We start from the raw sequence: 13830 nt of genomic DNA, 5'->3' as shown, positions 1-13830 counted from the left end.
GCATTGACGCCGCGGGCAATGATTTGTGATAATGAGAATTATTATCAATTGAGTCGCTTGCCTTGCTGCCGGCCATCGTCCTGGCCGCGCCTTGCCTTGAGCGCATCGGAGTCCCTAGTGAACATTGCGCAATCCGGCGAATCGATCGCAGTCATTTACAGCAATCACCACGGCTGGCTGATGCGCTGGCTGCGCGCCAAGCTGCAGTGCGCCGACCATGCGGCCGACCTGGCGCAGGATACCTTCGTGCGCCTGCTGACGGCGCCGCCGGAAGGCCGGCAGACCATGCGCGAGCCGCGCGCCTATTTGACCACCGTGGCGCAGCGCCTGCTGATCGACCATTACCGGCGCCTGTCGCTGGAGCAGGCGTGGCTGGAAACCCTGGCGCAGCAGCCCGATCTGCTGATGCAGTCGCCCGAGGAGCGGTTGCTCGTGCGCGAAGCCCTGCAGCGCATCGATGCCATGCTCGACGGCTTGCCGCCGCTGGTGCGCAATGCCTTCCTGCTGGCCCATGTCGACGGCCTCGGCTACGGGGAAATCGCCCGGCGCCTGGCCGTGAGCGAGCGCAGCATCAAGCGCTACATGGTGCAGGCGTTCGAGCGCTGCATCCTGCTGATCCTGTGAGCACCGCCAGCACGGCGGCCATCGATCCCCGCGCCGCGCGGGCGGCGGCGCAATGGCTGGTGCGCCTGCATGCGGGCGCCTTAAGTCCAAGCGAGCAGCAGGCGTTCCGGGCCTGGCGCGCCAGCGATCCCGCACATGAAGCGGCCTGGCAGCGGGCCGAGCTGGTGTGCAGCACCCTGGCCGGCGTGCCGCCCGCGCTGCGCCAGGCGGCGGATGCGGCGCCGCAATCGCCGCGGCGGCGTGCCGTGCTCTACGGCCTGGCCGGGCTGATCGCGGCCGCACCCGTGTTGTGGCTGGCCAGCCAGTCGGCGCCCTGGCAAGCGTGGCGCGCCGCGATCCGCACGGCGCGCGGTGAAATCCGGCATATGGCATTACCCGACGGCACGCAACTGGTGCTCAATACGGATACGGCCATCGACGTGCGTTTTGACGATGCGGCGCGGCTGGTGGTCTTGCATGCGGGCGAAATCCACGTTGCCACGGCACACGATGCGGCCGTGCCGGCGCGACCGTTCCTCGTGCGCAGCAGCAATGGCACCGTGCGCGCGCTGGGCACGCATTTCAGCGTGCGCCACCTTGGCAGCGTGCTGGCGCCGCGCACCGAGGTGGGCGTCAGCGAGGGCGCCGTCGAGATCGAGCCATCGCAGGCGCCCGACGGCTTGCGCACGATCGATGCGGGCCGGCAGGGCAGTTTCGACGACGTGGCCGTGTCCGCCTTGACGCCGTCGTCACCCCATGCGGACGCCTGGCTGCGGGGCGTGCTGATCGCCGAACGCATGCCGCTAGGGGAGGTGCTGGAACAGGTGGCGCGCTATCGCTATGGCGTGCTGCGCTGCGATCCGGCGCTGGCGGCCTTGCCCGTGGACGGCATTTTCCAGTTAAACGACCCGGACAACATCCTGCTCTTGCTGCAACGTTCCTTGCCGATCCGGCTGGCGCGCCGCACGCGCTACTGGATCAGTGTCGAGGCAGCCTGAAGAAATTACTTGCCGCTTGCCTGTCCCTTTTTTGAGATTGCTTCGTCATACAAGGTAGAGAACGAACAATCCGAACCATCGAAAGGGTTTTACATGGCTGTGCAGCACCGCTTATTTTCCCCGTGGACGCCACTCGCGCTCCATCCCACCACGGGCGCCGTGCGCGCCGCGCTGGTCTTGCTGCTGGCCGTGGGCGCGGCTGGCGCCGGCTTGCCGCAGACAGCGCTGGCCGCTGAAGCCAGCCCGTCCGCAAGCGTGCGCGACTACAGCATTCCCGCCGGCAGCCTGCGCAGCGCATTGGCATCGTTCGCCATCGCCGCCGGCGTGAACCTGTCCACCCAGGGCGTGGCGCTCGACGGCCTGGCCACGCCAGGCTTGCAGGGCCGCCATGGCGTTGCCGCCGGCCTGCAACAATTGCTGCAAGGCAGCGGCCTGGAGGTGACGGACGGTGGCAACGGCAATTATCTGTTGCGCAAGATCAATACCAATATGGCCGATGGCGGCCTGGCCAGCATGCCTGCCGTCGTCGTCAGCGCGGAGGCGGACCGCGCCACGGAAGGCACGGGCTTGTATACCTCGCGCAATCTGTCGACGGCGACGGGCTTGAACCTGTCGCAGCGCCACACGCCGCAAACGGTCAGCGTCATTTCGCGCCAGCAAATGGAAGATTTCGATCTGACCACCCTGCAGGACGTGGCGCGCGCCACGCCCGGCCTGTACGGCAAGACGCAGGGCGTGTCCGACCAGGAAACCACGTATTTCGCGCGCGGCTTCGCCTTGAGCCACATCAATGTCGATGGCTTGCCGCTGGACGTGACGGGCTTCAATGAGCGCAACGTCTCCGCCGACATGCTGATGTACGACCGCGTGGAAGTGGTGCGCGGCGCCACGGGCCTGATGGAAGGGGCGGGCGCGCCGTCGGGCAGCATCAACATGATACGCAAGCGCCCCACGGCCACGCCCTTGCTGGACGCATCCATTCACCTGGGCAGCTGGAAGGACCGGCAATTGACGGTGGACGCCAGCAATGCCCTGAACGCGTCGGGCAGCGTGCGCGGGCGCGTGGCGGCCAGTCTGCGCGACAGCGACAGCTTCGTCGACGTGGTCAACAACAAGAACAGCACCGTGTATGCGATCGTCGAGGCGGACCTGACGCCGTCGACCACGGCCGGCATCGGCTTTTCGCGCCAGCACAGCCGCACCGACGGCGTGTTCGTCGGCTTGCCGACCTTGCCCGACGGCCGCCACATGGACTTGCCCCGCTCGACTTTCCTGAATAATGCCGACTCGTTCCAGAAGCGCGACAACAACGTCGTCTTCGCCGACCTGGAAACGAAGCTGGCGCAGGGCTGGCGCAGCCGCTTCGCCATCACGCATATCGACGCCTCGTCGAGCACGCGCAATACCACCAACGGCCGCGTCGCTGGCGAAACGTTTTTGCTGGAACAGTCGGAAACGGGCTGGAAGTACAACACGCAGCAAGTGGTGGCGGACTGGCGCTTGAGCGGCCCTGTCACCTGGTTCGGCCGCCAGCATGACGTCATCGTCGGCGCCAGCTACCGCCACGACGATTCGGACGCGGGTCAGAGCTGGGAAGGCGCGCAGACGCGCGTGTTCGACATCCGCCACTGGAATCCCCGCGCCTACCGCATGAACGGCGCGCCGTTCGAGCCCTACAACTGGGGCCGCAAGACGGACGAGAAGGGGCTGTATGCGGCCGGCAACTTCAGCCTGGCTGATCCGCTGCGCCTGGTGCTGGGCGGGCGCTTCGGCTGGTATGCGCAGGATGTCACGGGCTGGTATGCCGCCAATCCGACGTGGCGCCGCGACCTGACGGAAAACGCGAAATTCACCCCGTACGCGGGCCTCGTCTACGACCTGGACCCGCATCACTCCGTGTATGCGAGCGGCACGCAGATCTTCCAGCCGCAAAGCGTGCTCGATGTCAAAGGCAATGGCTTGCCGCCCTTGAGCGGCACCAACCTGGAAGTGGGCGTCAAGGGCGAATATTTCGGCGGCAGGCTCAACGCCAGCGGCGCCTTGTTCCGCATCAAGCAAAACAACCGCGCCATGACCGATGAAGTCAATTGCCCCACGGGCGGCCCCATCTATTGCGCCCGCGCGGCCGGGCAGGTGCAGAGCGAAGGCGTCGATCTGCAATTGTCGGGCTCGCCATTGCCGGGCTGGCAGGTCTCGGGTGGTTACACCCATGTGCTGGCCAAGTACACGAAGGACAGCGTGGCCGCGAATATCGGCCAGCGCATCGCCACGGACGAGCCGAAGCAGTTGTTCAAGCTGTACACGAACGTGCAGCTGAGCGGCAGCCTGGCGCGCTGGAACCTGGGCGCCTCCGTGTATGCGCAGGACAAGATCGACCGCCGCGACAAGGCTTACCTGACGCAGCAGGGCGGTTACGCCATCGTCGGGCTGACGGCCGGCTATCGGATCAGCGAACAGCTGCAGCTGCGCGCGAACATCGACAACGTGCTCGACCGCCGCTACTACCAGGCGCTCGGCTATTCCTGGTCCGGCGGGCTGGCGCGCTACGGCGCGCCGCGCAGCGTACTTGTCTCGCTGAACTACAAGATGTAGCCGTTGCGCCAGCGGAGCGCGCCCGTCCGGGCGCCTCTGCTACACTGCCGCCGTCTTTATCTTTCCACTTTGCCATGACCGCCATTCCTCTCCTCACGCCCCTGAAAAGCGCTTTCCAGCAATCGCGCGCCGAGAATAACATCGAGCTGATCCTGCCCGAACTGCTGGCCGCGCAATTGCACGTCGTCATCGGCGGGCAAAGCGAGCAGATCGACCTGTTCCTCGTGCCGTCGCCGAATCCCGAGCGCCGCTGCGTGACGGTGGCGGAAGATCCCGCCTTCCTGGCCGGCATCAATTTCCCCAAGATTCCCGTCACGGGCGCGCAGCTGCTCGCCTCGATTCCTCCCGAGATCGAAATCGTCCTGCTGCATGGCGATGGCGCCAATTACCTGACGCGCGAGCAACTGGCGTGGTTCCGCGGCATGCTGACGCAGAACGCTTGAGCGGCAGTCCCGCCCGGTCTTGCAAGCCGGCGCGCGCCGAATGGATACGCTTTGCGCCGGCCGACGATGCCAGCTGCCATGCGGCGATGATGGCCAATATGCGCCCCGTGCTGTGGCGCAGCGTGCTGCTGGGCGGCTGCGTCCTGATCCTTGCCTTCATCGTGCAAGCCGTCTGGCGCGACGTGCCGTATGCGGGCGAGGCGGTGCTGCTGGGCCTGCCGGCGCTGACCGCCTGGATCGTCGGCGTGCTTTTTCTGCCGGGCCCCGATCTGTCTTTTCATGTCGAGATCAATGATGCGGGCGTGTTGCTGCGCCGGCTGGCACGGGGCTTGCCCGGCCATGACAAGGTGCTGCAGCTGACGCCGCAGCAGATACGCGCGCTGGAGGTGGTCACTTACGCGGGCGCGGTGGATGTCTACCGCGGCGGACCGCCGATGGCGCGCGTGGAGCTGCTGCTGCACACGACCCTCGACGATTGCCCGCTGATCCGCGTGGTGGGCATGGATCTGCCCGTGCCGCAGCGCTGGTCGTTGCGGCAGATCAAGGACGAGCTGGGCCGCCGCTGTACACTGGCCGGTATCCCTGTGACCGAGCGCGCCGGTGCGACCTATCAGGCCTCTTCCGCCATACGCGCGCTGTGGCCGCCAGCCTGAACGGGCGAGTGCTGTCGCATCGCGACCTCAGAATATTGTCTTTCTTGCTATAGTATTGCTGAAGTCCTATGAATATGTTCGCAAAGCAACTATACTCATGGCTCTTTAAAAAATCATCGTCACGCTGGCGGCCAGCCATCCGCGCCAGAGTTCGTACGCATTCCGCTTTTTCACTCTGTAAAAAGCACCTTTCCCCCGCGCGGCAGGCGCGGGCGTGATGACCGAGCCTTGCCCTGGTCGACTGCTGCCGTTGTCATTTCCGCTGTGTTGCCGCTTTAGTAAAAAGCGTGGCGCCGGCGCGCGCGGTGCGCCGTCATGTTTTGCGACGTCACGTTTCACTCACCTTATGCCACGACAGTATGTTTAGTTCCATCTTTGCCGTATCGACCGATACCATGCAGTACATCTACGGCACGCACAACGCCTGGCTGGTGCTGTTTTCCATCGGCATCGCCATCTTTGCCTCGTTCATGGCCTTGCAGATCGCCGGCATGGCGCGCAGCAGCGAGCGCGGCTTCCAGCGCCAGACGGCCATCATCACGGGCGCCATCGCGCTCGGCGGCGGCATCTGGTCGATGCACTTCATCGGCATGCTGGCTTTCGACATCTGCACGCGCGTCTCCTTCGACCCCAGCCTGACCCTGCTTTCCATGCTGCCCGGCGTGGCCGCTTCGTGGGTGGCGCTGCACATGCTGGCGCGCCCGAGCATCAACTGGCGCCAGCTGGTGGTGGGCGGCGTGCTCGTCGGCGTGGGCATCGGCTCCATGCATTACAGCGGCATGGCCGCCATGCAGACGTCGCTGACCCTGCATTACCAGCCCTGGCTGTTCGCCCTGTCGCTGGTGGTGGCCGTCGTCATGGCCATGCTGGCGCTGTGGATACGCTTCGGCCTGAGCGCCATGCGTTTGCGCATGAGTCCCCTGGCGTCCTTGCTGGTCAGCAGTGCCGTCATGGGCTTGGCCATTTCCGGCATGCATTACACAGGCATGCTGGCGGCGCGCTTTTCCGGCACTCCCACGGCAGGCGACAACACGATCACGGTGCAAGCTTCGTTCGTGGCCCTGGCCGTGGCCCTGATCACCGTCACCCTGACGGTGTTTGTCGCCGCCGCGAACGGCTTGCTGCGCTACCGCCAGCTGCTGCGCCATGCGAGCGCCAGCGAATCGCGCCTGCGCGCCATCGTCGATACGGCGGCCGACGGCTTGATCACCATCGATGGCCAGGGCAAGGTGCGCTCCTTCAATCCCGCCGCGGAAAGCCTGTTCGGCTGGCGCGAAGCGGAGATCGTGGGGCGCGACGCCAGCGTGCTGCTGCAGCCGTCCGACGCGGCCGAATACGAGGGCTATCTGCGCGACTACCTGGAAACGGGCGCCTCGCGCATCCTCGACAGCGGACGCGAACTCGATGGCTGCCACAAGGATGGCGCCGTGCTGCCCATGCGTGTGGCGATCGGCAAGATCGACACGCCGGGCCAGCCCCTGTTCGTGGCGTTTGTCACGGACATGCGCTCGTCGCGCAGCATGGAGCAGGCGCTCAAGGACAGCGAGCGCCAGTACCGCACCCTGATCCGCAATATCCCCGGCGTGTCCTTCCACTGCAGCTTTGCGCCCGAATGGAAGATGATCTTCATCAGCGACGCCGTCTTCAACCTGACGGGCTGGATGCCGCAGGATTTCGTCGAGGGCCGCGTCAGGCTGTTCGACCTCGTGCACCCGGACGACCGCCAGCGCGTCAACGACACCTGCGTGCAGGCGGCCGGCGAAAAGCGCGACTTCGAGAACGTCTACCGCCTGATCCACCGCGACGGGCGCGAACGCTGGGTGCGCGAAAGCAGCGGCCCCGTGCTCGACAACGACGGCGTGGTGCGCTGGATCGACGGCGTCATCCTCGACATCACGGAAAGCGAATTGCGCAACGCCGAGTACGAAGGCAAGGTGACGGCCATCTCGCGCGCGACGGCCGTCGCGGAATTCGACCTGCAGGGGCGCATCCTGGCGGCCAACGAGAACTTCCTCGACCTGGTCGGCTACCGTCCCGACGACGTGCTGGGCTTGCACCACAGCATCTTCTGCGAGCCCGGCTATGTGACCTCGCCCGATTACATCGCGTTCTGGCAGCACCTGGCGCAGGGTGAATTCAACACGGGCGAGTACAAGCGCATCGGCAAGGATGGCCGGGAAGTGTGGATACAGGCTTCGTACAACCCGATCTTCAATACGGACGGCAAGCCGTTCAAGGTGGTCAAGCTGGCCACCGACGTGAGCGAACGGCGCGCCATGCAGGAAAACCTGCGCGCGGCCAAAGACCGCGCCGAGCTGGCCGCCGAATCGAAGACCAGCTTCCTGGCCAACATGAGCCATGAAATCCGCACGCCGATGAACGCCATCATCGGCTTTACGGAAGTGCTGCTGGGGACCGCCCTGGACAGCCTGCAGCGCCGCCACTTGGGCACGGTGCGCCAGTCGGCCCGTTCCCTGCTTGAACTGCTCAACGACATCCTCGACACGGCCAAGCTGGAAAAAGGCGCCACCGAGCTGGAACTGGTGGACTTTTCGCTGCCCGACCTGGTCGACCACGTGGCCGCGTCGCTGCGCATCACGGCCCATGCGCGCGACCTGGTGCTGCATGTCGACATCGACCCGGGCATGGGCCAATTCTTCCTGGGCGACGCGCGCCGGGTGCAGCAGGTGCTGACGAATTTGATCGGCAACGCCGTCAAGTTCACGGAAGTGGGCCATGTGCGCGTGGCCGTCGGCATGCAGGGCGAGCAAGTGCATATCGCCGTGCACGACACGGGCATCGGCATTCCCGCCGACCGCCTGGACAAGATCTTCGCGCCGTTCACGCAGGCCGATTCCTCGATGAGCCGGCGCTTTGGCGGCACGGGCCTGGGCACGACGATTTCGCTGCAGCTCGTCGAGCTGATGAAAGGCACCATCACGGTGGAAAGCACCCTGGGCGTGGGCAGCGTGTTCCACGTGCTGCTGCCGCTGGCGCCGGGCAAGGCCGTGGCGCGCCGCAGTGAGCAGCCCGTGGTGGCCTTGCCGCCGCTGCGCATCCTGGCGGCCGACGACGTGCCGCAGAACGTGGAGCTGCTCCTGATCAGCCTGGGCGCGGCCGGCCACCAGGTGATCGCCGCCAGCGATGGCGAGAGCGCCGTGCGCGAATTCGGCAAGGGCAGCTTCGACATCGTCCTGATGGACGTGCAGATGCCGCGCATGGATGGCCTGGAAGCGACGCGCCTGATCCGCGTGCACGAGCGCGAGCAGGGCTTGAAGGCGACGCCCATCATCGCCCTGACGGCCAGCGTGCTGGAACAGGACCGGCGCGCCGCGCAGACGGCCGGCATGAACGGTTTCGCCTCGAAGCCGCTGGAAATGCACAAGCTGACGGCGGAAATCGCCCGCCTGCTCGATATCGCCGTGGCCATGCCGCCGCCGGCGGCCGGCGCGGCGGCGCGCGCCGCTGCCGGTCAGGTGGACTGGCAGCGCGGCATCGCCCTGTGGGGCGGCCGCGAAGCCCTGCAGCGGGCCATCGCGCGCTTCGTGCAGGCCAATGGCGACTGCGCCGCCATGCTGGCGGCGGAACTGGAACGCGGCGGCAGCAGCGTGGCCGGCCACCTGCTGCACCGTATCAAAGGCGCGGCGGGCAACCTGTGCCTGGTGCAGGTCGAAAGCCTGCTGGGGCGCATCGAACAAGCGATTGCGCGCCAGTTGCCGGTGACGGAATTGCTGGTGCAGCTGGCGGCCGCCTTCATGGCGCTGGCCGGCGAGCTGGAGGAGGCGGGCATGCCGGCCGTGGCCATGCAGGCGCCGGCCGCCAGCGCGCCCCTCGATGCAGCCGCCGCTGGCGCCTTGCTGCGGCAAGCCATCGCCAGCCTGGAAGGCGGGCAGCTGGACGACGCCTTGATGGCGCAGATCTCCGCCATGCTGGCGCCGCACGGCCAGCAGCCGCGCCTGCAGGCGCTGGCCAGCGCCATCGACGACTTTGAATTTGCGCGTGCCGCGGGCGTGCTGCGCCAGCTGCTGGCGTGGCTGGAAGCGCCAACGCCTGCCGACCTTTCCTGATATTGGGCTAACGATGACCTTACACGAAGACAAACCGATCCTGTTGCTGGTCGACGATGAAGCGACGAATCTGCAGGTGCTGCGCCAGATTTTGCAGGACGATTACCGCCTGCTGTATGCGAAGGATGGCGAGAAGGCGCTGGAACTGGCGCAGAACAACCCCGTCGAACTGATCCTGCTCGACATCATGATGCCCGCCATGACGGGCTATGAAGTGTGCCGCCAGCTGAAGGCCATGCCGGCCACCGCGTCCATCCCCGTCATTTTTGTGACGGCCCTGTGCGACGTGAAGGACGAGGCGGACGGCTTCGACGCGGGCGCCGTCGACTACATCACGAAACCCGTCAGCCCGCCCATCGTGCGCGCCCGCGTGCGCACGCATCTGTCGCTGGTGGACGCCGAGGAATTGCGCCGCTCGCGCCTGCAGGTGATCCAGACCCTGGGCCAGGCGGCCGAGTACAAGGACAACGAGACGGGCATGCACGTCATCCGCATGAGCTATTACGCGCGCCAGCTGGCGCTGGCGGCCGGCTACAGCGCGGGCAGGGCGGAAGACTTGCTCAACGCGGCGCCCATGCACGACGTGGGCAAGATCGGCATCCCAGACGCCATCCTGCAAAAACCGGGCAAGCTCGATGCGGACGAATGGAAAGTCATGCGCAGCCACGCGGAAATCGGCGCGGCCATCATCGGCGAGCACGCGGGCGGCCTGTTGAAAATGGCGCGCACCATCGCCCTGACGCACCACGAAAAATGGGATGGCAGCGGCTATCCGCAAGGCTTGAAAGGCGAGGAAATCCCCCACGAAGGCCGCATCGTCGCCATCGCCGACGTCTTCGACGCCCTCACCAGCGAACGCCCGTACAAGCGCGCCTGGACGGTCGACGAAGCCATCGCCACCATGCAGCGCGACAGCGGCACGCACTTCGACCCGCAGCTGCTGGCGCTGTTCATCGAGCAACTGCCGGCCATGCTGGAAATCAAGGACAAGTGGCGCGAGCCGGCGTAGGGGAGGCAGGTCAGGGCGGGTCCACGCGCAGGCGGTCGGCAAGCAGGCGTGCGCAGGCCGCGGTGTCGCCGAATCGCACGTGTTGGCACGCCATGTCGCTGCCCAGCTTGCTCATGTGGCGCGATGAAATGGCATACGCAAGTTTGCCGGGCTGGCGGCGCGATGGATACATGAAACCGTGAATCGCGCCGGCTTCCTGCGCAATGATCCGATCCAGCTGCCAGCCCAGCCATTGGCACCAGCCGTGATCGGGGCTGCGCAATTGCTCATAGATGCCCAGCCGGCTGGCGGCCAGACCCGTCAGGTCGAGCAGCCGCAGTGGCACGCTGAATGACAGCGTCGCGATCAGCGCTTGTTGCGCGTTGTGGTCGAGGTAAAAGGTGCCCGGGCGCGTGACGTCGTTACGGAAAAGCTGGGCTTCCCAGGCTGCCGTGTAGGCATCGTCCGCAATATATACCCAGTGATAGGGTAAGCCGTGCGCATTGGCCAGCTCGGCGGGCGGACCGAAGCGGTAGGTCCGTTCAACCTTCGCTGGCCAGATGGATGCCGTGTTCCACGCCGCGCGCACGAGGGCCTGGCCGGCCTGAAGGATGATGATATTGCTCAATAATTCAGTGTGCAGCGATGCCAATGCCGGCAGGCGTGCGGCCATGTCTGGCGGAATTGGTGTTTCTTGCAGTTCAGACGTCATGCGGGACTAGCCTATGATGTCAGCCATCCCCCTATGCTGCCACTTTGCCGATGCCATGACCTTGCGTAATCTCTCGCTGGCCGGCAGATCCAGCAGCGCCTGCTGGCTGGGATGCACTGCGGGCCGCGTTTCAAACGATTTGCCTGCGAGCATCTCTGCTGGCGAAAGTTCGTTGAGTTCGTCTGCACTGCTGATCCAGAAAGCATGGATTTCACTGCTTGGCTGGCCGGCCAGGATGGCCAGCACGGGCGCGATCAGTTCCGGCACGGGCTGTACAAATTGCCATGCTGGAAATTCCTTGCCGATACTGCGTCCCTTGGGCGTCACACAATAAAACCGCTGGCTTTCCACGGCGCGATACAGCGACGCTTGCGACAGTTCCACCCATCCCTGGCCAATGACTTCTGAAACCTTGAGTTTGGATGCGGGAAGTTGCAGCAGGATCGATGGCGGCGTGGCGACCAGCGAGGCGCGCGCCGCATGGAGTGCGCGCGTGGCCAGGTCGATCAGGCGCTCGCGCTCGGGACCGTGCGCCAGTATGTCGAGTTGCGCACCCACCAACTGCGAGAATTGTTCCACTGCCCGCAAGTCCCTATCTGTCCATTCCTGTAGGTCGGGCGCCAGGGTGCTGTGAGTCAGATGTGCTGTCATGTTCACTCCTCGGATAAATGCGGCTGACATCTCACTCACAAGATTATCATGTTTCGCAACTTTATCAAGCGAGCAGCGCACTTTTCCCGCATCAGGCAGCTGGATATGCGGCCGCGCGGTCATGGTCATTGCTTTCTTGCATCCGGATTGGCGCCGTGGCGATGTTGATGAGCAATGGCTGGAGGCAGGCAGGGCGGATAGGTGGGATTGCGCAGGGCGTTGCTCCGCGCATCCGACCTGCGATGCCTTATGGCAGGCTGTCCGGCAGCCGCAAAATCCGCCGTATCTCCAAAATCGCCTGCGGGCTTTCCTGCACGCTGTGCCAGGACGGGATGACTTTTTCCGATTGCGCGCCGTCGAGGTGGGCGCTGGCATAGGGCACCACGCCGTCGCTCGATTCGGCCAGCGGCAGGTCCGGCGTGTCGTTGCCCATGATGGAGTAGTAGCGCACTTTCGGGCTGATGGGCAGGTCGGCCACCAGGCGCACGAACGGGTCCTTGTCGCTGAGGTTATCGATGCTGTTGGGGATGCGCAGCGGTTCGCTGCTGCCCGTGTCGAGCTGCGCCAGGCTGCCGGCCGCGTCGGACAACTGGTCGAGCATGGTGATCGGCAAGGTGACGAGGTTGGCGATCCAGCGCGCCACCTTGTGGTTGGCGAACGAGGTGCCGCGGTGCGGCGCGGCGATGAAGATGGCGCGGTTCACCTGCGGCATGGCCGTGAAATTCAGGTAGGGCGCCAGGCCGGCGCGCACTTTTTCCGCCTTCTTGCCCTTCAAATTGTATTCTTCCGTGATGGCGTCGAGCAGGGTGTTGCTGGCGTCGGACACCATCAGGCGCGCCAGCACGCCGCCCATGCTGTGGCCGATCAAGACCATGTCGTTCGCGGCGTCCGCCTTGCCAGCCGGGTCGAACTGCGCCAGGGTGGCGGCAAGCGCCTGGCGGATGGCGGCGTTGTTGGCCGCCAGCGGTGCATTGCTCGGGTAGTACACTTGCCAGATCTGGTAGCGGCGGCGCAGCTGTTCGTCGCCCATCAGCTCATTCGCCACGTTGATCCACGCTTCCGGGCTGCTGGCCAGGCCGTGCAGCATGACGATGGTGCGCTTGTTCGGGTTGTAGGGCTGCATCAGGTGCACCTGCGGGCGCGAAATGCCGTCGGCGCGGCCGAACAGGGTGCGCAGCGCCTGCACGCCGAAGCCGGAACGGGCCAGCCACAAGCCATAGCCGGCCGTGAAATTGGCGGCCACCGGCAATTCCTGGCCCGCCATGCGCGTCGATTCGCTGCGCGTCGGGTCGACCAGCATCACCAGCAGCTGCTGCGTCGCCAGCACTTCCTGCAGGCTGTTGCCGTCGAAGCGGATCAGCGCCGTGACGACGGGGAAGCGGGTTTCCTGGTAGGGCACATAGTCGCCTTTGGACGCCTGGGGCTTGGGCATGACGGCCACCAGGTCGGCGCCGAAGCCGTCGCGCCGGTACACATTGCGCAGGCCGGAAAACGACAGCGAGGTGGCCGGCAGCAGTTCTTCGGGCAAGGTGCCGTCCTCGGGCAGGCGCAGGGCCGACAATTCGCTGTCGATCTGCCAGCCGGCGACGCGGATCACATGGCCGTCCGGGCGGTATTCGCCGCGGTGGCGGAACAGGTTGCCGACGGCCTTTTGCACGGCATAGTTATAGTAGTCGCGGATCTGCGTCTGGCGCTCTTCGAAGGCGCGCTGGCCCGGCGTGCGCGTCGTGTAGAACAGGTAGGCATAGGCGTAGCGGGCCGATTCCAGCCAGGCGGCCAGCAGTTCGGCGCTGGCGTGGCCGCCTTGCTTTTCTTCCGCCAGCGCGCTTTCCAGCCACAATTCGGACAGGGTGGCCAGGCGCTGCTCGTCGCTGAGCAGCTCGGAGCGGGCCAGGTCGGCGCGGCAGCTGCCCGTATTGGCTTCGCAGGCGGCGATGTCGCTGCCGATGATGCGCAGCACCTCGCTGGCCGCGGCGCTCAATTTTCCCGTGGTGAGGATGTCGCCGCGCCGCTGCTGCAGGTAGTCGGCCGGCGAGATCGCGCTGACGGTGACGGCGGCGCAGCCGCTCAGGAGCGCCGCGGCGCACAGGAGGGCGCATACGCGCAGACGCCGCATCAGCATG

The 13830-nt window shown here is 65.7% G+C and carries 10 protein-coding genes; 7 read left to right on the top strand and 3 right to left on the bottom strand.

Translation table 11 applies throughout. The features are described 5' to 3' along the window. Positions 1-117: 117 nt before the first annotated feature. The 7 genes from O3299_RS08435 to O3299_RS08405 all read left to right on the top strand — a co-directional run bounded on the left by O3299_RS08435 (position 118) and on the right by O3299_RS08405 (position 10365). Positions 118-624, top strand: coding sequence for a sigma-70 family RNA polymerase sigma factor (locus O3299_RS08435; RefSeq protein WP_305052159.1), 507 nt, complete (start codon positions 118-120; stop codon positions 622-624). Beyond that, positions 621-1601: a FecR domain-containing protein gene (locus tag O3299_RS08430; RefSeq protein WP_305062048.1), complete on the top strand. Its 981-nt coding sequence runs from the start codon at positions 621-623 to the stop codon at positions 1599-1601. Before O3299_RS08435 ends, O3299_RS08430 begins: the two co-directional genes overlap by 4 nt. 93 nt (positions 1602-1694) lie before the next feature. Next, on the top strand, positions 1695-4193 hold the full coding sequence (locus O3299_RS08425; RefSeq protein WP_305062047.1) for a TonB-dependent receptor: 2499 nt from the start codon (positions 1695-1697) through the stop codon (positions 4191-4193). Between the two features lie 74 nt (positions 4194-4267). Beyond that, positions 4268-4636 carry a hypothetical protein gene (locus O3299_RS08420; RefSeq protein ID WP_305052156.1) on the top strand — a complete coding sequence of 123 codons (369 nt, stop codon included), beginning with the start codon at positions 4268-4270 and terminating at the stop codon, positions 4634-4636. Then, positions 4633-5289 (top strand): hypothetical protein, encoded by a 657-nt coding sequence (locus tag O3299_RS08415; RefSeq protein ID WP_305062046.1) that lies wholly within the window; start codon positions 4633-4635, stop codon positions 5287-5289. Before O3299_RS08420 ends, O3299_RS08415 begins: the two co-directional genes overlap by 4 nt. Positions 5290-5648: 359 nt before the next feature. After that, positions 5649-9356: a PAS domain S-box protein gene (locus O3299_RS08410; protein WP_305062045.1), complete on the top strand. Its 3708-nt coding sequence runs from the start codon at positions 5649-5651 to the stop codon at positions 9354-9356. Between the two features lie 13 nt (positions 9357-9369). Then, positions 9370-10365, top strand: a complete 996-nt coding sequence (locus O3299_RS08405) for an HD domain-containing phosphohydrolase (protein WP_289897706.1) — start codon at positions 9370-9372, stop codon at positions 10363-10365. A gap of 10 nt (positions 10366-10375) precedes the next feature. Here the strand turns inward: O3299_RS08405 and O3299_RS08400 are convergent, their stop codons facing one another. From O3299_RS08400 to O3299_RS08390, 3 genes are all read right to left on the bottom strand, one after another. Continuing rightward, on the bottom strand, positions 10376-11056 hold the full coding sequence (locus O3299_RS08400; RefSeq protein ID WP_305062044.1) for an RES family NAD+ phosphorylase: 681 nt from the start codon (positions 11054-11056) through the stop codon (positions 10376-10378). Positions 11057-11062: 6 nt separating this feature from the next. Then, on the bottom strand, positions 11063-11836 hold the full coding sequence (locus tag O3299_RS08395) for a hypothetical protein (protein ID WP_305062043.1): 774 nt from the start codon (positions 11834-11836) through the stop codon (positions 11063-11065). A 118-nt stretch (positions 11837-11954) separates the two neighbouring features. Next, the gene (locus O3299_RS08390; RefSeq protein ID WP_305062042.1) at positions 11955-13829 is read right to left on the bottom strand and encodes a triacylglycerol lipase; all 1875 of its coding nucleotides are present in this window, start codon (positions 13827-13829) and stop codon (positions 11955-11957) included. Between the last annotated feature and the right edge of the window lies 1 nt (position 13830).

Origin of the sequence: Janthinobacterium sp. SUN176, assembly GCF_030587335.1 — a bacterium.
Lineage (GTDB): Bacteria > Pseudomonadota > Gammaproteobacteria > Burkholderiales > Burkholderiaceae_D > Janthinobacterium > Janthinobacterium kumbetense.
Note: the sequence above shows the minus strand (reverse complement) of the source record. Positions and strands in the feature narration are given on the sequence as shown.